Consider the following 20480-nt stretch of genomic DNA (forward strand, 5'->3'; position numbering starts at 1 on the left):
CGCCGACGAGCTGCTCGCCGACCCGAAGGAGCGCAGCGAGCACGTCATGCTCGTCGACCTCGCCCGCAACGACCTCGCGAAGGTGTGCGTGCCGGGCACGGTCGCCGTCACCGAGCTCATGGCGATCGAGCGCTTCAGCCACATCATGCACATCGTCTCGACCGTCGAGGGCCGGATGCGCGACGACGCGAGCGCCGTCGACGCGTTCCGCGCCACCTTCCCCGCCGGCACGCTCTCGGGCGCGCCGAAGCCGCGCGCGCTCGAGCTCATCGATGAGCTCGAGCCCGCCCAGCGCGGCGTCTACGGCGGCGTCGTCGGCTGGCTCGACCTCGCGGGCGACGCCGACCTCGCGATCGCGATCCGCACCGTCACGATGCGCGACGGCGTCGCGCACGTGCAGTCGGGCGCCGGCCTCGTCGCCGACAGCGACCCCGAGGCCGAGCTGCAGGAGGTGCGCAGCAAGGCGGCCGCGCCGCTGCGCGCCGTCGCCGTCGCCTCGTCGATGCGCGCGCCAGGAGCGCGCCCGTGACCGAGCGGCGAGCGCCGAGCGGCCGCGTCGTCGCGGTGCTCGGGCTGCTGCTCGCCGGTGCGCTCGGGCTGCTCTCGGCGACGCAGCCGTGGGGGAGCGCGACGCTGCTCGACGGCCGCGAGCTCGCCGTCGCCGGGCAGGACGTCGCGGGCGCGCTCACGACGCTCTCGCTCGCGAGCGTCGCGCTCGCGCTCGTGCTGCCGCTCGCGGGCCGCGTGTGGCGGCTCGTGCTCGGCGCGCTCGCGCTGCTGCTCGGCGGGCTGCTCGCCGCGCACGCGGCTGCCTCGCGCGGCGGCGTCGGCACCGCCCTCGAGGCGCTCGTCGCCGATGCCACCGGCCTCGCCGGCACCGCCCAGCAGGCCGAGCTCGCGGCGTCGTCGACGACCGCCTGGCCCGTGCTCGGCGCGGTCGCGGGCGCGCTCGGCGCGGCCGTCGGCGTCTGGGTGCTCGTCACCGCGCGCCGCTGGCCCGAGCGGGCCGCGCGCGCCGCCCGCTACGAGCGGAGCGGATCGGGCCTCGCCTGGGATGTCATGGACGACGGCGACGACCCGACTCGATAGACTTGGGCTCGTGGCGCGCCAGCGCGCCGGAGGACGAGACCCGAGGAGCATCGTGAGCGCACGCACCGGCATCACCGAGCAGCACGCAGCTGAGCTGACCAACGCCGAGCAGGACGAGACGTTCGGCGACCCGGGCCACGGCCACTCGCGCGCCGCCTGGATCAGCGTCATCGTGATGATCGCCGCGTTCGCGATCGGCACGCTCTTCTTCGTGCTCGACATGCCCGCGCTCGTGTGGGCGAGCGCCGGTCTGCTCGTCATCGGCATGGTGCTCTGGCCCATCCTCAACCGCGCCGGCTTCGGCCCGCAGGGCCACTAGGCCGTGCTCGACGCGCTCACCGCGGGCGCGCTCGAGGACGCGGCTCGGCGGCGCGAGGCGCTGCCCGCCGACCGCCTGGAGTCGATCGCGCTCTCGACCCCGACGCCCCTCGACGCCGTCACCATCCTCGGCACGCCCAAGCCCGACTCCGCCGGCCCGCACATCATCGCCGAGGTGAAGCGCGCGAGCCCGTCGAAGGGCGCGCTCGCCGACATCCCGGAGCCCGCGTCGCTCGCCGCGCGCTACGAGGCCGGCGGTGCGAGCGCGATCAGCGTGCTGACCGAGGAGCGCCGCTTCCTCGGCAGCCTCGACGACCTGCGCGCCGTGCGCGCCGCGGTGTCGGTGCCGGTGCTCCGCAAGGACTTCATCGCCGACGAGTACCAGCTGCTCGAGGCGCGCGCGTTCGGCGCCGACCTCGCGCTCCTCATCGTCGCCTCGCTCGCCCCCGCTCGGCTCGCGCAGCTGCACGACGTCGCGACCGGCCTCGGCCTCTCGGTGCTCGTCGAGGTGCACGACGAGCACGAGATCGATGCCGCGCTCGAGGCGGGCGCGCGCATCCTCGGCGTGAACACGCGCGACCTCAAGACGTTCACGATGCATCCTGAGCGCTTCGCCGAGCTGCGCGCCCGCATCCCCGCGGGCGTCGTCGCGGTCGCCGAGTCGGGCGTGCGCGACGCGACCGACGTCGCGCGATACCGGCAGGACGGCGCGGATGCCGTGCTCGTCGGCGAGGCGCTCGTCACCGACGGCGACCCAGCGTCGCGCGTCGCAGAGTTCGGGAGGGCCGCATGACCGACACCGCAGCTTCGCTTCGAGGACACCACGGCCCCTGGTTCGGGGGCTACGGCGGCGTCTTCATGCCCGAGCCGCTCATGGCCGCGATCGACGAGCTCGCCGCGTGCTACGAGGCGTGCCGCGTCGATCCGGCGTTCCAGGCGGAGTTCGCGCGCCTGTCGCGCGACTACACCGGCAGGCCGTCGATGCTCACGGAGGCGAGCCGCTTGAGCGAGATCGCCGGCGCGCGCATCCTCCTCAAGCGCGAGGACCTCAACCACACCGGCAGCCACAAGATCAACAACGTGCTCGGCCAGGCGCTCGTCGCGCAGCGGCTCGGCAAGACCCGCCTGATCGCCGAGACCGGCGCCGGCCAGCACGGCGTCGCGACCGCGACCGCCGCGGCGCTGTTCGGCATGGAGTGCGTCGTCTACATGGGCGAGGTCGACACCGAGCGCCAGGCCCTCAACGTCGCGCGGATGCGGCTGCTGGGCGCAGAGGTCGTGCCCGTCACGAGCGGCTCCCGCACCCTCAAGGACGCCATCAACGAGGGGCTGCGCGACTGGGTCGCGAACGTCGACTCGACGCACTACCTCATGGGCACCGTCGCGGGCCCGCACCCGTTCCCGGAGATGGTGCGCGACTTCCACCGCGCGATCGGCGACGAGGCGCGCGAGCAGACCATCGCGATGACCGGCGGGCTGCCGGATGCCGTGCTGGCGTGCGTCGGCGGCGGCTCGAACGCGATGGGCATCTTCCACGCCTTCCTCGACGACGCCGACGTGCGCCTCATCGGGCTCGAGGCCGCCGGCGACGGCGCCGACACCGAGCGCCACGCGCTCTCGATCGAGCGCGGCGAGCCCGGGCTCCTGCACGGCATGCGCACGTACCTGCTGCAGGACGGCGACGGCCAGACGCTCGAGTCGCACTCCATCTCCGCCGGCCTCGACTACCCGGGCGTCGGTCCCGAGCACGCGTGGCTGCACGACATCGGCCGCGCCGAGTACCAGCCGGTGAGCGACGCCGAGGCGATGGACGCCTTCCTCGCGCTCACCCGCTCCGAGGGCATCATCCCGGCGATCGAGTCGGCGCACGCGATCGCCGGCGCGATGCGGCTCGCGAAGGAGCAGCCCGGCTCGACGCTGCTCGTCTCGCTCTCGGGGCGCGGCGACAAGGACGTCGCGACGGCGGGCCGCTGGTTCGACGTGCTCGACGAGGACGCGAGGCAGCAGTGACGCGCATCACGACCGAGGCGGCGATCCGCGCGAGCGGCAACCGCGCCCTCATCGGCTACCTGCCCGTCGGCTTCCCCGACCTGGAGACGAGCGTCGAGGCGGCCGTCGCGATCGCCGAGGCCGGCTGCACGGCGATCGAGCTGGGCGTGCCGTACTCCGACCCGGGCATGGACGGCCCCGTCATCCAGGCCGCGACGCAGTCGACGCTCGAGCGCGGCTTCCGCCTCGAGGAGCTCTTCGAGGCGGTCGCGGCGATCACCGCGCGCACGGACGTGCCGGTGCTCGTCATGACCTACTGGAACCCGGTGCTGCGCTTCGGCGTCGACCGATTCGCCGAGCGGCTCGCCGCCGCCGGCGGCGCCGGACTCATCACGCCCGACCTCACGCCCGAGAACGCCGAGGAGTGGCTCGCCGCCGCCGACCGGCACGACCTCGACCGCATCTTCCTCGCGGCCCCCTCGTCGTCCGACGCGCGCATCGACAGCGCCGTCGCCGCGTCGCGCGGCTTCGTCTACACCGTGTCGACGATGGGCACGACCGGTGCTCGCACCGACGTCGACCAGGCGGCCCGGACGCTCGCCGATCGCATCGCCGAGCGCGCCGAGGCCGCGGGCACGACGGCGCTGCGCTGCGTCGGCCTGGGCGTCTCGACGGCCGAGCAGGTGCGCGACGTGCTCGACTACGCCGACGGCGCGATCGTCGGCTCGGCACTCGTCCGCGCGCTCGGCGCGGGCGGCGTGACCGCCGTGCGCGAGCTCGCCGCGTCGCTCGCCGCCGGTACACTCGACGGCGGCCCGGCCGCCGCGCCGACCGGCACCGGCGTCTCCAGTCCCGACACCACGAGCCCCGACACCACGAGCCCAGAGAAGAGCGCAACCGCGTGACCCCCCTCCTCCAGAGCATCCCGAGCCCGAGCCCCGAGTGGCAGCAGGTGCCGCTGGGCGCATGGCTCGACGCCATCGGCGTGCTGCCGCTCGTGCAGGGCTCGGTGCCCGTCGCCATCGTCGTCGGCGTCGTGCTCGGCCTCGTCCTCACCGTCGTCGTGCTGCTCGTCTGGGCGCTCACCGGCCGGCTGACGAAGCGGGACGCGATCGGGACGCTCATCTGGTCGGTCGTCATCGGCATCGCGCTCGCCCTCTTCCTGCGCATCGTCGGCCCCGAGTGGGGCATCCAGACGTACGCGCTGTGCATCCTCGGCGGCATCGTCGTGGCGACGGTGCTCACCGGCTGGCGGCTGCGCCAGCGCGGCGTCGACGCCGGCTACGTCATCGACATCGGCGTCTGGGCCGTGCTGCTCGGCATCGTCGCGGCGCGCGCGTTCCACGTCGTGACCCACCCGGACGACTACTTCGGTCCCGGCCGCGACCCGATGACGGCGCTGTACATCTGGGAGGGCGGCATCGCCATCTTCGGCGCCCTCATCGGCGGCGCGATCGGCGTGTGGATCGGCTGCCGCCAGACGGGCGTGCGCTTCACGGCGTTCGCCGACGCGCTCGCACCCGGGCTGCTGCTCGCGCAGGCCTTCGGGCGGCTGGGCAACTGGTTCAACCACGAGCTCTTCGGCCAGCCCACAGGGCTCCCGTGGGGCCTCGAGATCGAGGCCACGAACCCGGCGTTCCCGATCGGGCTGCCGCCCGAGACGCTCTTCCACCCCACGTTCGCGTACGAGATCGTCTGGAACGTGCTCGGCGCCGCCGTGCTGCTGTGGATCGACCGCAAGCGCGACGTGCACTGGGGCCGCCTCGTCGCCCTCTACCTCGTCTGGTACGGCCTCGGCCGATCGGTCTTCGAGACCATCCGCCTCGACCCGTCCGAGCTGTTCCTCGGCATCCGCACGAACGTGTGGATGGCGTTCCTCGCGATCGCGCTCGGCGTGGTCGTGTGGGTGGTGCAGACGCGCCGCCACCCGGGCCTCGAGCCCTCGCCCTGGACCCCCGGTCGCGGACCGGAGGCCTCGGAGGGCGTAGACTCTGAGGTCTACACGGACCTCCCCGAGTCCCGCACCCAGGACGAGGCGGAGATCACCGCCGCAGAACCCGCGGCCGCTACCAAGTAGTCCTGCGCGCTCCTGGGCGCGCTCGCGGGCCGACGGCGTCCCGCTCCGACCGCACGCAACACAGCACAGGAGCACGATGCGCACCATCAGCGACCGATCGAACGGGGCCTTCACCTCGCGGGGCCTCGGCCTGCCGACGGCCTCGGGGATGTACGACCCGAGGCACGAGCGGGACTCGTGCGGCCTGGCGATGGTCGCCACGACGCGCGGGACGGCAGGCCACGACATCGTCGCGCTCGCGCTCGACGCGCTGCGCAACCTCGAGCACCGCGGCGCGGTCGGCTCCGACGCGGGCACGGGCGACGGCGCCGGCATCCTCACGCAGATGCCCGACGCGTTCCTGCGGGCGGTCGCCGGGTTCGAGCTGCCGGAGCCGGGCACCTACGCGGCCGGGCTCGCGTTCCTGCCGCTCGACGCATCCGCTCGCGCCACCGCGAGGGAGCGCATCGAGGAGATCGCCGGCCAGGAGCGGCTGCGCGTGCTCGGCTGGCGCGAGGTGCCCACCGTGCCCGACGCGCTCGGCAAGCTCGCGCGCGGCGCGATGCCCGCGATCGAGCAGCTGTTCGTCGCCGCCGCCGGCACGCCCGTCGCCGGGCTCGAGCTCGACCGGCTCGCCTGGCGCCTGCGCAAGCGCATCGAGCGCGAGGTGGGCGAGTACCTGCCGTCGCTGTCGAGCCGCACCATCACCTACAAGGGCATGGTGACGACGCTCCAGCTCGAGCCGTTCTACCCCGACCTCTCCGACGATCGCTTCGAGACGAAGCTCGCGATCGTCCACTCGCGCTACTCGACGAACACCTTCCCGTCGTGGCCGCTCGCGCAGCCGCTGCGCATGATCGCCCACAACGGCGAGATCAACACCGTCGAGGGCAACCGCAACTGGATGCGCGCCCGCGAGTCGCAGCTCGCCTCCGAGCTGCTCGGCGACCTGCGCCCGCTCAAGCCCATCGTCACGCCCGGCATGAGCGACTCGACGTCGTTCGACGAGGTGCTCGAGCTGCTCACGCTCGCGGGCCGCTCGCTGCCGCACGCGATCATGATGATGGTTCCGCAGGCGTGGGAGAACCAGACCGACATGCCGCAGGACCTGCGGGACTTCGCCGAGTACCACTCGCTGCTCATGGAGCCGTGGGACGGGCCGGCCGCGATCAGCTTCACCGACGGCACGGTCGTCGGCGCGACCCTCGACCGCAACGGCCTGCGCCCCGGGCGCTGGCTCGAGACCTCCGACGGCCTCGTCGTGCTCGCGAGCGAGACGGGCGTGCTGCCGATCGAGCCCAGCCGCGTCGTGCGGCGCGGCCGGCTGCAGCCGGGCAGGCTCTTCGTCGTCGACACCGAGGCGGGCCGCGTCGTGCCCGACGAGGAGATCAAGCGCGAGCTCGCGTCGATGCAGCCGTGGGGGGAGTGGCTCGAGTCGAGCCGCATCCACCTTGCCGACCTGCCCGACCGCGAGCATGTCGCGCACACCGCGGCATCCGTCGCCCGCCGCCAGCGCACCTTCGGCTACACCGAGGAGGAGGTGCGCATCCTCATCGCCCCGATGGCGAAGACGGGCGCCGAGCCGCTCGGCGCGATGGGCTCCGACACCCCGATCGCCGCGCTCTCGAGCCGGCCGCGGCTGCTGTTCGACTACTTCAAGCAGGCGTTCGCGCAAGTGACGAACCCGCCGCTCGACAGCTTGCGCGAGTCGATCGTGACGAGCATGTCGATGGGCATCGGCCCCGTGCGCAACCTGCTCACCGCGACGCCGTCGCACGCGAGCCAGATCATCGTCGACTTCCCCGTGATCGACAACGACCAGCTCGCGAAGATCCGCTCGATCGACCGCACGCCCGGCTCGCGCCGCACCGTGGTCGTGAAGGGACTCTACCGGGTCGACGACGGGCCCGCCTCGATGGAGCGGCGCATCGACGAGATGTGCCGCGAGGTCGACGAGGCCATCGCCGACGGCGCGCAGTTCATCATCCTCTCCGACCGCGACTCGACCGACCAGCTCGCGCCCATCCCGACCCTGCTCATGACGAGCGCTGTGCACCACCACCTGATCAAGGCATCCACCCGGATGCGCGCAGGCATCGTCGTCGAAGCCGGCGACGTGCGCGAGGTGCACCACGTCGCGCTGCTCATCGGCTACGGCGCGAGCGCCGTGAATCCGTACCTCGCGATGGAGACCGCCGAGCAGCTCGCGCTCTCGGGGCAGCTCGGCGCCGACGTCGACACCGCGGTGCGCAACGTCATCAAGGGTCTCGGCAAGGGCGTGACGAAGATCATGTCGAAGATGGGCATCTCGACCGTCGGCGCCTACGGCGGCGCGCAGGCGTTCGAGGCGATCGGCCTCTCTCGCGAGCTCGTCGACCGCTACTTCACGGGCACGCACTCGCCGCTCGGCGGCGTCGGGCTCGACGTCATCGCCGAGGAGAACCGCCTCCGGCACCGCTCCGCCTACCCCGACGAGCGCGCCCCCATCGCGCACGAGCGGCTCACGACCGGCGGCGAGTACCAGTGGCGCCGCGACGGCGCCCCGCACCTGTTCAACCCCGAGACCGTCTTCAAGCTGCAGCACTCGACGCGCACGGGGCGCTACGACGTCTTCCGCGAGTACTCGCGGCTCGTCGACGACCAGGCCGCGGAGCTCAAGACGCTGCGCGGCCTGCTGCGGCTGCGCACCGCGGCCGAGCCGGTGCCGATCGACGAGGTCGAGTCGGTCGCCTCGATCGTGCGGCGCTTCTCGACCGGAGCGATGAGCTACGGCTCGATCTCGCAGGAGGCGCACGAGACGCTCGCGATCGCGATGAACCGGCTGGGCGCGAAGTCGAACACCGGTGAGGGCGGCGAGGACGTCGACCGGCTGCTCGACCCGGAGCGCCGCAGCGCGATCAAGCAGGTCGCCTCGGGACGCTTCGGCGTCACGAGCATGTACCTGACGCACGCCGACGACATCCAGATCAAGATGGCGCAGGGCGCGAAGCCGGGGGAGGGCGGGCAGCTGCCGCCCGGCAAGGTCTACCCGTGGGTCGCGCGCACGCGGCACGCGACCGCCGGTGTCGGGCTCATCTCGCCGCCGCCGCACCACGACATCTACTCGATCGAGGACCTCAAGCAGCTCATCTTCGACCTCAAGCGCTCGAACCCCGCGGCGCGCGTGCACGTCAAGCTCGTGTCGCAATCCGGGATCGGCGCGGTCGCCGCGGGCGTCGCGAAGGCGAAGGCCGACGTCGTGCTCGTCTCCGGGCACGACGGCGGCACGGGCGCGAGCCCGCTCAACTCGCTCAAGCACGCCGGCACGCCGTGGGAGATCGGGCTCGCCGAGACGCAGCACACGCTCATGGTCAACGGCCTGCGCGAGCGCGTGAGCGTGCAGGTCGACGGCCAGCTGAAGACCGGGCGCGACGTCATCGTCGGCGCGCTGCTCGGGGCGGAGGAGTTCGGCTTCGCGACCGCGCCGCTCGTCGTCTCCGGCTGCATCATGATGCGCGTGTGTCACCTCGACACGTGCCCCGTCGGCGTCGCGACGCAGAACCCGGCGCTGCGCGAGCGCTTCACCGGCAAGCCGGAGTTCGTCGTGCAGTTCTTCGAGTTCATCGCCCAGGAGGTGCGCGAGCTGCTCGCGTCGCTCGGCCTCCGCAGCCTCGACGAGGCGATCGGCCGCGGCGACCTGCTCGAGGTCGACCGCGCGATCGAGCACTGGAAGGCCGACGGCCTCGACCTCGCTCCCGTGCTGACCGCGCCGCACGGCGTGCAGGGCGCGCCGCGCAGGACGACCGAGCAGGACCACGAGCTCGAGCTCCAGCTCGACTCACGGCTGCTCGAGCCGCTCGCGCGAGCGCTCGACGCCGGCGAGCGACTCGAGCTCGACCTCGAGATCGCCAACACCGACCGCGCCGTCGGCACGATGCTCGGCAATGCGGTGACGCGCCGCGCGGGCGCCGACGGGCTCGAGCCCGGCACCGTCGACCTGACGCTGCGCGGCTCGGCGGGCCAGTCGCTCGGCGCGTTCGTGCCGCGCGGCATCGCGCTGCGCCTCCACGGCGACGCCAACGACTACGTCGGCAAGGGTCTCTCCGGCGGCCTCATCACCGTGCAGCCCGCGGCCGACGCCGCGCTCGTCGCCGAGCAGAACGTCATCGCCGGCAACGTGATCGGCTACGGCGCGACGAGCGGCGAGCTCTACCTGCGCGGCATCGTCGGCGAGCGGTTCCTCGTGCGCAACTCCGGCGCGACCGCCGTCTGCGAGGGTGCCGGAGACCACGCGCTCGAGTACATGACGGGCGGCATCGCCGTCATCCTCGGACCGACGGGCCGCAACATCGGCGCCGGCATGTCCGGCGGCGTGGCCTACCTGCTCGACCTCGACGAGCGACTGCTCAACCAGGACTCGTTCCACCAGGGCGAGCTGCGGGTCGAGCAGCTCGCCGAGGAGGACGAGATCGAGCTGCGCGCGATCCTCGCGCGGCACGTCGAGCTGACCGGCTCGAGCGTCGCCCAGCGACTGCTCGACGGCGGGCTGCAGCGCGTCTCGAAGCTCGTGCCGCGCGACTGGGCGATGGTGCGATCCATCCGCCTCGACGCGCAGCGGCAGGGCGTCGACCCCGATTCGGACAACATCTGGCGGCAGATCCTGGAGGTGACCGGTGGCTGATCCTCGTGGATTCCTGAAGGTGACGGAGCGCGAGCTCCCCAAGAAGCGACCGGTGCCGGTGCGCATCCTCGACTGGCGCGAGATCGGCGAGCCCGGCGACCGCGCCGTGCTGCGCCGGCAGGCGGGCCGCTGCATGGACTGCGGCGTGCCGTTCTGCCACCAGGGCTGCCCGCTCGGCAACCTCATCCCCGAGTGGAACGACCTCACCTGGCGCGGCGAGGGCAGGGCGGCGAGCGACCGACTGCACGCGACGAACAACTTCCCGGAGCTCACCGGCAGGCTGTGCCCCGCGCCGTGCGAGTCGTCGTGCGTGCTCGGCATCAACCAGCCCGCCGTCACGATCAAGTCGATCGAGCAGGCGATCGCCGACGAGGCGTTCGCGAACGGCTGGACCGAGCCGCACCCGCCCGCGCGCCTCACGGGCAAGACGGTCGCGGTCGTCGGATCGGGGCCCGCGGGGCTCGCGGCGGCCCAGCAGCTCACGCGCGCCGGCCACACCGTCGCGGTGTACGAGCGCGACGACCGCATCGGCGGCCTGCTGCGCTACGGCATCCCCGACTTCAAGCTCGAGAAGCGGCAGCTCGAGGCGCGCCTCGCGCAGATGACCGCCGAAGGCACGCGCTTCCGCGCCGGCGTCGAGATCGGCCGCGACATCACCTGGGAGCAGCTGCGCGAGCGCTTCGATGCGGTCGTCGTCGCGACCGGCGCGCCGGTCGCGCGCGAGCTCGACATCCCCGGCCGTTCGCTCGACGGCGTGCACCTCGCGATGGACTACCTCGTGCAGCAGAACCGCGCGGTCGCCGGCACGGTCCCCGACAACCAGATCACCGCATCCGGCAAGCACGTCGTGGTGCTCGGCGGCGGCGACACGGGATCCGACTGCATCGGCACGGCCCACCGCCAGGGCGCGCTGTCGGTCACGAACCTCGCGATCGGCGTGCAGCCGCCGTCGGAGCGCCCGGAGCACCAGCCGTGGCCCGTGCACCCGACGATCTTCGAGGTGCAGTCGAGCCACGAGGAGGGCGGCGAGCGCAACTACCTCGTCTCGACCGTCGAGCTGCTCGCGAACAAGGCGGGCGAGGTGCGTGCGCTCAAGGTCGCCGACACCGAGATCGTCGATGGGGTGCGCCACCCGAAGGCGGGCACCGAGCGCGAGATCCACGCCGACCTCGTGCTGCTCGCGCTCGGCTTCACCGGCGCGGATGCGTCGATCGGCGAGGCGCTCGAGGTGCCGTTCGAGCGCGGCGTGCCCGAGCGCCGGCCCGACTTCAGCACCGACCAGCCCGGCGTGTTCGTCGCGGGCGACGCCGGTCGCGGCGCCTCGCTCATCGTCTGGGCGATCGCCGAGGGGCGCGCGGCCGCTGCGGCGGTCGACGCGTACCTCGAGGGCGCGACCGAGCTCCCGGCCCCCGTGCGGGCGACCGATCGGCCCTTCGCCGCGGTCTGACGGCGCGCGGTCCGGCAGCGGGCGCCTCCCTCTGGAAGGATGGGGGTGTCCGTGCCGAACACCCAGGCGGCGCGAGGATGGAAAGAGAACCCGATGAGACGAGCCAAGATCGTCGCGACGTGGGGGCCGGCGCTCGCCGGCTACGAGAGCACGAAGGCCGCGATCGCGGCCGGCGTGAACGTCGCGCGCATGAACCTCAGCCATGGAGACCGAAGCGTCCACGAGGAGGTGTACGCCAACATCCGACGCGCCTCCGACGAGCTGCGCCTGCCGGTCGCCATCCTGGTCGACCTGCAGGGTCCGAAGATCCGCCTCGGCAAGATCCCCGACGGCCCGTTCGAGCTCTCCGAGGGCGCGCGCTTCACGATCACGACCGACGACATCGTCGGCAACGGCGAGCGCGCCGGCACGACGTTCGCGGGCCTGCCCGCCGACGTGCGTCCCGGTGACCCGCTGCTCATCGACGACGGCCGCATCACGCTGCGCGCGGTCGAGGTGAGCGAGACCGAGGTCGTCACGGAGGTCGTCGTCGGCGGTCCCGTGAGCTCGAACAAGGGCATCAACCTGCCCGGTGTGGCCGTCAACGTGCCCGCGCTGAGCGAGAAGGACGAGTCGGACCTCCGATGGGCGCTCGACCTCGGCGCCGACATCATCGCGCTCTCGTTCGTGCGCGACGCCTCCGACATCGTCCGCGTGCACGAGATCATGGCCGAGGAGGGCAGGAAGCTGCCCGTCGTCGCGAAGATCGAGAAGCCGCAGGCCGTCGACAACCTCGCCGACATCATCGACGCCTTCGACGCGATCATGGTCGCCCGCGGCGACCTCGGCGTCGAGCTGCCGCTCGAGCAGGTGCCGCTCGTGCAGAAGCGCGCGATCGAGCTCGCCCGCCGCTGGGCGAAGCCCGTCATCGTCGCCACCCAGGTGCTCGAGTCGATGATCGAGAACTCGCGGCCCACGCGCGCCGAGGCGAGCGACTGTGCCAACGCCATCCTCGACGGTGCGGATGCGGTCATGCTCTCGGGCGAGACGAGCGTCGGCAAGCACGCGATCACGACGATCGAGACGATGGCCCGCATCGTCGTCGCGGCGGAGGAGATGGGCCTCGGCCGCATCCCGCCGCTCGGCACGAAGCCGCGCACGCAGGGCGGCGCCGTGACGCTCGCCGCGCTCGAGGTCGCCGAGTTCGTCGACGCGAAGGCGATCGTCGTCTTCACCGAGTCGGGCGACTCCGCGCGCCGCATGTCGCGGCTGCGCAGCGCCATCCCCATGTTCGGGTTCACGCCCGACCCCGAGGTCGAGTGCCGGATGCAGATGATCTGGGGCATGAACACGCACCTCGTCGACCGCGTCACGCACACCGACGAGATGATCGCGCAGGTCGACGACGTGCTCATCGGCAAGGGCCTGGTGGCGAAGGGCGAGAAGGTCGTCGTGATCTCCGGGATGCCTCCCGGCACCTCGGGGTCGACGAACGACCTCCGCATCCACCGGGTCGGCGACGTGCACGCCGAGGCTGCGCCCGCGTATCACGGCCTGCGCCGCATCCAGGTGCCGCACCCGTCGGCGCCGCATCCGACCGACGCGTAGCGAGCGCCGCGCGACGAAGGGCTCGAGCCGGTCTTCGGCTCGAGCCCTTCGTGTCGCGTGCCGGTGGTGGGACTCGAACCCACACTCCTCGCGGAAGCGCATTTTGAGTGCGCCGCGTCTGCCGATTCCGCCACACCGGCTCGAGACCGCGGCCAGCCGGTCTCGATGCGAACACTAGGCTAGTGGTCATGACCGACGACCTCTTCGCCGAGCCCGAGCTCGACACCGCCGCGCCCGCCGAGCCCACCTCCCGAGCGCGCACCGTGCTGGTCGCCGAGGACGAGTCGCTCATCCGCCTCGACATCGTCGAGACGCTCCAGGCGGCCGGCTTCGACGTCATCGGCGAGGCCGGCGACGGCGAGCGCGCCGTCGAGCTCGCGAAGGAGCTGAAGCCCGACCTCATCGTCATGGACGTGAAGATGCCGAAGATGGACGGCATCACGGCGGCCGAGCGCATCAGCGCCGAGAAGATCGCGCCCGTCGTGCTGCTCACCGCCTTCAGCCAGAAGGAGCTCGTCGAGCGCGCCGGCGAGGCCGGGGCGCTCGCCTACGTCGTGAAGCCGTTCACGCAGAACGACCTGCTGCCGGCGATCGAGATCGCGCTCGCGCGCTGGGACCAGATCCGCACGCTCGAGAGCGAGGTCGCCGACCTCGCCGACCGCTTCGAGACGCGCAAGATCGTCGACCGCGCGAAGGGCCTGCTCAACCAGCGCATGGGCCTGGCCGAGCCCGAGGCGTTCCGCTGGATCCAGAAGGCCTCCATGGACCGCCGCCTCACGATGGCCGAGGTCGCGCAGGCCGTCATCGAGCAGCTCGGCACCCCCAAGAAGTAGCCCGGGCAGCGCGCCCCGCGCCCCGCAGTGGCGCCTCCCGCCCCTGAGTTGTCATTCCCGCGCGTGAGTGGTCATGCCCGCGCGTGAGTGGTCATGCCCGCGCGTGAGTGGTCATGCCCGCGCGTGACTGGTCATGCCCGCGCGTGAGTGGTCATGCCCGCGCGTGACTGGTCACTCCCACCGCTGAGCGGTCACGCGTGCGTGTGAATGGTCGTCCCGCCCATGAGTGCTCATCCCCGCGTCTGACTTGTCGTTCGCGCGCTTGAACCTCCGTCAGCTCGCGGAGCGTCATGCCGTGCACAGGCTGGTTCTCCACAGCTCAGGCCGCCGCCGAGCGTCTCCCTGCAGCGATGCGAGCATCATCCTCCGCATGCAGAGTTCGTACGGCTTCACGATCAGGGAAGGCCTCGACCGGGGATACACCGCGGCCGAGCTGCGTTCGATGGCATTCTCGCGCCCAGCTCGCGGCGCCCGCATCACCGCGGCAGTCGGTGACGAGGCGCGAGCGCTGCTCGAGGCTGTCCGCGTGCTCGCGCAGGATGACCACTTCTTCTCCCACACGACCGCCGCGCGCATCCACGGCATGCCGCTGCCGTTGCGGTACGAGAAGGAGGCCAGGGTGCATCTCGCGTCTCCGACCGGCGGCTCTCGGATGCGACGGCCTGGCGTCGTCGGTCACCGCCTCAAGTCTGAGGTGGAGGAGGTCGACGGGATGCGGGTAGAGGCAAGGGCCGACACCTTCGTGCACCTCTCGACGATGCTGAGTCTCGAGGAGCTGGTCGCAGTCGGGGACTGGTTGGTATCGACGAAGCGGCGTGCTCCGCTGACCGTCGAAGACCTGAGGGATGCGCTGCGTCGCTACGAAGGAGCGCGCGGGCTCCACCTGGCTCGGAGAGCGCTGGCCCTCGTCTGCGTCGGGTCTGAATCGCCGCGCGAGACGCTCCTGCGGCTCCTGATCATCGGCGCGCTGCCAGAGCCGATGCTGCAGCACGAGGTGTTCGACGCGACAGGCGCGTTCGTAGCGCGACTCGACGTCAGCTGGCCACGACTCAAGCTCGGCGTCGAGTACGACGGCGAGCACCACAGCGATCCTGCGCAGCAGGAACGTGACCGCATCCGGCTCGAGAAGCTGCGGGCACTGGGCTGGCACATCATCGTCGTCACGAAGGACGATCTCGTCGACGGCGGCAAGGTGCTTCTGCGCCAGATCGTCGCAGCGTACGAGCGGTACTCCTCGTGGAATGCTGCCTGAGCGGCGTCGGGGGTTCGCACACGCATGCGCGCTCGAGTCCGCGGAAACCGTCGCTGACGCTCTCGAGTGGCCGCTCTGGGTGCGCAGTGCGCGCAGCGCGGTAAGCGACCACTCACGAGCGGCAGTGACCACTTGGCGTCGCACGTGACCACTCACGCGCGGAAGTGACCACTCACGGGCGGGAGTGACCACTCACGGGCGGGAGTGACCACTCACGCGCGGGAGTGACCACTCAGCGTCGCACGTGACCACTCACGAGCGGCAGTGACCACTCACGCGCGGGAGTGACCACTCAGGGCCGGGAGTGACCGCGCGGGGGCTGGCGGAGCAGGGGCGGCGCGGCGGGTCGCGGGTCAGGGACGGCGCTTGATGAAGTTCGTGATGCGGAGGGTCGAGGCGCGATTGCCGTCGTCGTCGGTGCAGACGATCTCGTGCACCGTCATGGAGCCGCCGAGGTGCACCGCCGTGCACTCGGCCGTCACCCATCCGCTCGTGATCGAGCGCGTGTGCGTCGCGTTGATGTCGACCCCCACCGCGTAGCGGCCCTCGCCCGCGTGGATGTTCGCGCTGATCGAGCCGAGGCTCTCGGCGATGACGCAGTAGGCGCCTCCGTGCACGAAGCCGACCGGCTGGCGATTGCCCTCTGCGGGCATCCGCGCGATCGAGTGCTCGGCGGAGAGCTTCAGGAACTCGATCCCCATGCGCGAGCCGAGCTCTCCGCCCGGCACGTCGCCCTGCGCCTCGAGCACCGCTCGCGTCTGCGCGTCGGGCTGGATGGGCTGGCTCACGTGGGCTCCGGGGCGGTCGTGTCGGGGGCGGCGGCTAGGCTGACTGCCGTGTCGGACTCGAAGCCTACCCTCATGGTCATCGATGGCCATTCCCTCGCGTTCCGGGCGTTCTTCGCTCTGCCGCTCGAGAACTTCGTCAACTCGGAGGGGCAGCACACCAACGCCATCCACGGGTTCCTGTCGATGCTCCTCAAACTGCTGCAGGACCACAAGCCCACGCACCTCGCGGTCGCGTTCGACATCTCGCGCTTCTCGTTCCGCACCCGCGAGTACGCCGAGTACAAGGGCACGCGCGACGAGACGCCCAAGGAGTTCAAGGGCCAGGTGCCGCTGCTCGAGGAGGCGCTCCACGCGATGGGCGTGCGCACCCTCTCGAAGGAGGACTACGAGGCCGACGACATCCTCGCGACCCTCTCGGTCGAGGGCCGCAAGGCCGGCATGGACGTCTTCGTCGTCTCGGGCGACCGCGACACGATCCAGCTCGTCAACGACGACGTGACGCTGCTCTACCCCTCGGTGCGCGGCGTCTCCGAGCTGAAGCACTACACGCCCGAGACCGTGCGCGAGCGCTACGGCATCGAGCCGGAGCAGTACCCCGAGATCGCCGCCCTCGTCGGCGAGACGAGCGACAACCTCACCGGCATCGACAAGGTCGGCGAGAAGACCGCGGTGAAGTGGATCACCCAGTACGGCACCGTCGAGAACCTGCTCGCCCACGCCGACGACATCAAGGGCGTCGTCGGCAACAACCTCCGCGAGCAGCGCGATCGAGCGGAGCGCAACCGCCGGCTCAACAAGCTGCTCACCGACGTCGACCTCGGCGTCACGCCCGACGAGCTCACGCGCGGCCAGGTCGACGAGGCGAAGCTGCGCGAGGTGTTCCAGCGGCTGCAGTTCCGCACGCTGCTCGACCGCGTGCTCAAGCAGGAGGGCAGCGGCGAGGCCGTCGCCGCCCTCGAGCCCACGGTGCAGGCGCCCGCGGTGCAGAAGCTCGTCGACGAGGAGCTCGACCTCTGGCTCGAGCGCGCCAAGGGCACCGTCGCCGTCTCGATCGCGCCCGACGGCACCGGCGGCATCGCCGGCTTCGGCGTCGCGACCGAGGGCGCGAGCGCCTACGTGCCGTACAAGTCCGGCACGGGCGACTATGACGGATTCGTCGCCTGGCTCGCGTCCGACGCACCGAAGGCGCTCCACGACGTCAAGGCGTCGATCAAGGTGCTCGAGCGCGCAGGGCTCGCGCTCGGCGGCGCCGCGCACGACACGCGCGTCGCCGCGTGGCTGCAGACCCCGACCGCGCCGCCCAAGACGTTCGAGCTCGACTGGCAGACCGAGGCGCTGCTGGGCGCGACGCTGCCGGCGCCCGACCCGAACCAGCTCGTGCCCGAGATCGAGCCCGAGGAGCTCGGCACGGTCGCGTGGCTCACCGGCGAGCTCTCCCGCGCCCAGCGACCGCGGCTCGACGAGGGCACGCTCGGCGTGCTCGACGACATCGAGCTGCCGCTCATGCCCGTGCTCGTGCGCATGGAGCGCCAGGGCGTGCACATGGACCGCGAGGTGCTGCAGCGCATCCATGACCAGATGCGCGAGCAGGCGGCAGGGCACGCGCAGGCCGCCTACGGCGTCATCGGTCGCGAGGTGAACCTCGGCAGCCCGAAGCAGCTGCAGTCGGTGCTCTTCGAAGAGCTCGAGATGCCCAAGACGCGCGCGACGAAGACCGGCTACTCGACCGACGCCCAGTCGCTCGCCGACCTGCAGGAGACCAACCCGCACCCCTTCCTCGGGCTCCTCCTGCAGCACCGCGAGACCATGAAGCTCGCGCAGATCATCGAGTCGCTGCTCAAGGCCATCCACGACGACGGGCGCATCCGCACGCGCTACGACCAGACGGGCTCCGCATCCGGCCGCCTCTCGTCGAACGACCCCAACCTGCAGAACATCCCGGTGCGCACCGAGGTGAGCCGCGAGATCCGCTCGGCGTTCACCCACGGCCCCGAGTTCGAGACGATGCTCACGGCCGACTACTCGCAGATCGAGATGCGCATCATGGCGCACCTCTCGGGCGACGAGGGCCTCATCGAGGCGTTCCTCTCGGGCGAGGACCTGCACCGCTTCGTCGGCAGCCGCATCTTCGGCGTCGAGCCGAGCGAGGTGACGGCCCTCCAGCGCGTCAAGGTAAAGGCCATGAGCTACGGCCTCGCCTACGGGCTGAGCGCGTTCGGGCTCTCGAAGCAGCTGCGCATCTCGCAGGCCGAGGCGAAGCAGCTCATGCTCGACTACTTCCAGCGCTTCGGCGGCATCCGCGACTACCTGCGCGGCGTCGTCATGCAGGCGAAGGACGACGGCTACACGACCACGATCTTCGGCCGCCGCCGACCCTTCCCCGACCTCACGTCGTCGAACCGCATCCTGCGCGAGGGCGCGGAGCGGCAGGCGCTCAACTCGCCCATCCAGGGATCGGCCGCCGACATCATCAAGCGCGCCATGATCGCGATCGACCGCCGCATCGACGACGAGGGGCTCGGCTCCCGCATGCTGCTGCAGGTGCACGACGAGCTCGTGTTCGAGGTCGCGAAGGGTGAGCGCGGGGCGCTCGAGGCGATCGTGCGCGCCGAGATGGGCGGCGCGGCCGACCTGTCGGTGCCGCTCGAGGTGCAGGTCGGTGTCGGCGCCAACTGGGACGCCGCGGCGCACTGAGCTCGCACGCCGCGCCGACGCGCGCCGCGTCAGCGGATCATCGGCGGCGGAGGGCGGAACGCGATCGCGGTGCCGAGGATGCCGCACAGCAGCAGGCCGGCAGCGAGCGCCGTCGCCCACGCGCCCTTCGGGGTCGAGAGGGCGAGGTCCGAGCCACCGATGAGCGGCACGGTCGCCGCCACACCGGCCGTCAGCAGCAGCGCCAGGCCGAGCCCCACGACGCGGCCGGCGCGCGAGCCGATCGAGCCGAGGCCGAAGCCGCCGAGCACGAGCGCGAGCGCGACGCCGATCGCCCCACCGCCGAGGCCCGCCGTGAGCAGCGCCTCGAGCGCGCCGGGCTCGAGCATCGCGAGCAGCGCGAACGCGATCGGCGCGAACCCCAGCAGCCAGGCGCGGCGCGCGCGGCGCGCGTGCAGCGCGTGGGCGAGCCCGATGCATCCGCCCGCGATCGCGCCGGGGAGGAGGACGGCGCCGATCGTCCACCACGAGAAGGCGGATGCGGTGTCGGCGAGCACGACCATGTAGGCCCGCAGCGCAGCAGCCCACGTCACGCCGATGAGCGCGCCCAGCGCGGCCGCGAGGGCCGGATGCCGCACGACCGGCGAGCCCGCGGCAGACCCGGTGACGTCGTGCACGGGGCACCCCCTCGATCCGCTCGGGGCCGAGCCGGCACCGGCGCGCTCATCGTCCTCTCAGCCGATCCGGCGGGTCAAGCGCCTCGCTCGTCCTAGGCTCGCCTCATGACTCCAGACGCACTCCGATTCGGCCTCTTCGTCCCGCAGGGCTGGCGCCTCGACCTCGTCGGCATCGACCCGGCGGCGCAGTGGCAGCGGATGCTCGACGTCGCCCAGCGCGCGGACGCGGGCGCGTGGGACTCCATCTGGGTCTACGACCACATGCACACGACGCCGCAGCCGACCGACGAGGCGACGCACGAGGCGTGGACGCTCATGGCCGCCCTCGCGGCGAGCACCTCGCGCGTGCGGCTCGGCCAGATGTGCACGTGCATGGGCTACCGCAACCCCGCGCTGCTCGCGAAGATCGCCGCGACCGTCGACCTCATCTCCGGCGGCAGGCTCGAGTTCGGCATCGGCGCGGGCTGGTACGAGCACGAGTGGCGCGCCTACGGCTACGGCTTCCCGGGCGTCGGCGACCGGATCTCGGCGCTGCGCGACGGTGTGCAGATCATCCAGCGGCTGTGGGCCGAGGGCGAGGCGACGATCGAGTCGCAGTCGTTCACGGTCGACGGCGCCATCTGCCGGCCGCAGCCGCTGCAGCTCGGGCGCGACGGCCGGCCGCGCATCCCCACGTGGATCGCGGGCGGCGGCGAGCAGCGCACGCTCCGCTACGCCGCGAAGTGGGCGGATGCGACGAACTTCGGCGGTGCACCCGCCCAGTTCGCGCGCAAGCGCGACGTGCTGCTCGGCCACCTCGAGAAGGAGGGCCGCGACCCCGCCGAGGTGCGGCTGACCTCGAACCTCAACATCGTCGTGCGCGAGACCGAGGCTGAGGCGCGCCGCGTCGTCGACGAGGTGAACGCCCGCGCCGACTCCGCCATGCGGCCGGAGCACGCCAGCACGGGCTTCTCGACGAAGGGCGCCGTCGTCGGCACCCCGCAGCAGGTCATCGATCACGTCGCGGCGCTGCGCGAGGCGGGCCTCGGCACCCTCATCGCCTACATGCCCGAGGTCGCGTTCGAGCAGGACGGGATCGAGCTCTTCGAGCGCGACGTGATGGGCGCCCTGGCCTGAACCGCGGGCCGCGCCG

General features: G+C 72.1%; 16 protein-coding genes and 1 tRNA gene. 14 read left to right on the forward strand and 3 right to left on the reverse strand.

Annotation, left to right across the window (positions count from 1 at the left end):
* The 10 genes from ABD106_RS02395 to pyk form a co-directional block, all read left to right on the forward strand.
* A partial coding sequence (locus ABD106_RS02395) for an anthranilate synthase component I family protein (RefSeq protein ID WP_343916923.1) occupies positions 1 to 529 on the forward strand: 529 nt, incomplete at its 5' end.
* Entirely contained in the window at positions 526 to 1089 is a 564-nt protein-coding gene (locus ABD106_RS02400; protein ID WP_343916925.1) for a Trp biosynthesis-associated membrane protein, read from the forward strand. The genes ABD106_RS02395 and ABD106_RS02400, both read left to right, overlap by 4 nt.
* Positions 1090 to 1183: 94 nt before the next feature.
* Positions 1184 to 1408, forward strand: a complete 225-nt coding sequence (locus ABD106_RS02405) for a DUF6704 family protein (protein WP_343917868.1) — start codon at positions 1184 to 1186, stop codon at positions 1406 to 1408.
* Between the two features lie 3 nt (positions 1409 to 1411).
* Positions 1412 to 2200: an indole-3-glycerol phosphate synthase TrpC gene (trpC, locus tag ABD106_RS02410; protein WP_343916927.1), complete on the forward strand. Its 789-nt coding sequence runs from the start codon at positions 1412 to 1414 to the stop codon at positions 2198 to 2200.
* Positions 2197 to 3417 (forward strand): tryptophan synthase subunit beta, encoded by a 1221-nt coding sequence (gene trpB, locus ABD106_RS02415; protein WP_343916929.1) that lies wholly within the window; start codon positions 2197 to 2199, stop codon positions 3415 to 3417. The genes trpC and trpB overlap by 4 nt, the downstream gene beginning before the upstream one ends.
* Positions 3414 to 4301, forward strand: coding sequence for a tryptophan synthase subunit alpha (trpA, locus tag ABD106_RS02420; RefSeq protein ID WP_343916931.1), 888 nt, complete (start codon positions 3414 to 3416; stop codon positions 4299 to 4301). The genes trpB and trpA overlap by 4 nt, the downstream gene beginning before the upstream one ends.
* 233 nt (positions 4302 to 4534) lie before the next feature.
* Positions 4535 to 5473, forward strand: coding sequence for a prolipoprotein diacylglyceryl transferase (lgt, locus tag ABD106_RS02425; RefSeq protein ID WP_343917870.1), 939 nt, complete (start codon positions 4535 to 4537; stop codon positions 5471 to 5473).
* A 76-nt stretch (positions 5474 to 5549) separates the two neighbouring features.
* The gene (gene gltB, locus ABD106_RS02430) at positions 5550 to 10112 is read left to right on the forward strand and encodes a glutamate synthase family protein (RefSeq protein WP_486281947.1); all 4563 of its coding nucleotides are present in this window, start codon (positions 5550 to 5552) and stop codon (positions 10110 to 10112) included.
* Entirely contained in the window at positions 10105 to 11559 is a 1455-nt protein-coding gene (locus tag ABD106_RS02435; protein ID WP_343916933.1) for a glutamate synthase subunit beta, read from the forward strand. Before gltB ends, ABD106_RS02435 begins: the two co-directional genes overlap by 8 nt.
* A 93-nt stretch (positions 11560 to 11652) precedes the next feature.
* On the forward strand, positions 11653 to 13146 hold the full coding sequence (gene pyk / locus ABD106_RS02440) for a pyruvate kinase (RefSeq protein ID WP_343916935.1): 1494 nt from the start codon (positions 11653 to 11655) through the stop codon (positions 13144 to 13146).
* 58 nt (positions 13147 to 13204) lie between these two features.
* Here pyk and ABD106_RS02445 read toward each other — a convergent pair.
* Positions 13205 to 13286 (reverse strand) — tRNA-Leu (locus tag ABD106_RS02445).
* A 48-nt stretch (positions 13287 to 13334) separates the two neighbouring features.
* Here ABD106_RS02445 and ABD106_RS02450 point away from each other — a divergent pair.
* Both ABD106_RS02450 and ABD106_RS02455 read left to right on the forward strand, forming a co-directional pair.
* The gene (locus tag ABD106_RS02450) at positions 13335 to 13979 is read left to right on the forward strand and encodes an ANTAR domain-containing response regulator (protein ID WP_343916937.1); all 645 of its coding nucleotides are present in this window, start codon (positions 13335 to 13337) and stop codon (positions 13977 to 13979) included.
* Between the two features lie 226 nt (positions 13980 to 14205).
* Positions 14206 to 15231 (forward strand): endonuclease domain-containing protein, encoded by a 1026-nt coding sequence (locus ABD106_RS02455; RefSeq protein ID WP_343916939.1) that lies wholly within the window; start codon positions 14206 to 14208, stop codon positions 15229 to 15231.
* Between the two features lie 353 nt (positions 15232 to 15584).
* Here the strand turns inward: ABD106_RS02455 and ABD106_RS02460 are convergent, their stop codons facing one another.
* Positions 15585 to 16007 (reverse strand): PaaI family thioesterase, encoded by a 423-nt coding sequence (locus ABD106_RS02460; RefSeq protein WP_425545717.1) that lies wholly within the window; start codon positions 16005 to 16007, stop codon positions 15585 to 15587.
* An 84-nt stretch (positions 16008 to 16091) separates the two neighbouring features.
* On the opposite strand from ABD106_RS02460, the gene polA reads away from it, so the two are divergent.
* Positions 16092 to 18713 carry a DNA polymerase I gene (gene polA / locus ABD106_RS02465; protein WP_343917876.1) on the forward strand — a complete coding sequence of 874 codons (2622 nt, stop codon included), beginning with the start codon at positions 16092 to 16094 and terminating at the stop codon, positions 18711 to 18713.
* 29 nt (positions 18714 to 18742) lie between these two features.
* Here polA and ABD106_RS02470 read toward each other — a convergent pair whose 3' ends face one another.
* Positions 18743 to 19348, reverse strand: coding sequence for a hypothetical protein (locus tag ABD106_RS02470; RefSeq protein WP_343916941.1), 606 nt, complete (start codon positions 19346 to 19348; stop codon positions 18743 to 18745).
* 105 nt (positions 19349 to 19453) lie between these two features.
* On the opposite strand from ABD106_RS02470, the gene ABD106_RS02475 reads away from it, so the two are divergent.
* Positions 19454 to 20464: an LLM class F420-dependent oxidoreductase gene (locus tag ABD106_RS02475; protein WP_343916943.1), complete on the forward strand. Its 1011-nt coding sequence runs from the start codon at positions 19454 to 19456 to the stop codon at positions 20462 to 20464.
* Positions 20465 to 20480: the final 16 nt, after the last annotated feature.

The sequence above is a fragment of the Agrococcus citreus genome (assembly GCF_039527715.1).
Taxonomy (GTDB): domain Bacteria; phylum Actinomycetota; class Actinomycetes; order Actinomycetales; family Microbacteriaceae; genus Agrococcus; species Agrococcus citreus.

Excerpts from the sequence above, each read along its gene's own strand:
- trpB (WP_343916929.1), top strand. The coding sequence starts at position 2,197 with ATGACCGACACCGCAGCTTCGCTTCGAGGACACCACGGCCCCTGGTTC.
- gltB (WP_486281947.1), top strand. The coding sequence starts at position 5,550 with ATGCGCACCATCAGCGACCGATCGAACGGGGCCTTCACCTCGCGGGGC.
- pyk (WP_343916935.1), top strand. The coding sequence starts at position 11,653 with ATGAGACGAGCCAAGATCGTCGCGACGTGGGGGCCGGCGCTCGCCGGC.
- ABD106_RS02450 (WP_343916937.1), top strand. The coding sequence starts at position 13,335 with ATGACCGACGACCTCTTCGCCGAGCCCGAGCTCGACACCGCCGCGCCC.
- polA (WP_343917876.1), top strand. The coding sequence starts at position 16,092 with ATGGTCATCGATGGCCATTCCCTCGCGTTCCGGGCGTTCTTCGCTCTG.
- ABD106_RS02475 (WP_343916943.1), top strand. The coding sequence starts at position 19,454 with ATGACTCCAGACGCACTCCGATTCGGCCTCTTCGTCCCGCAGGGCTGG.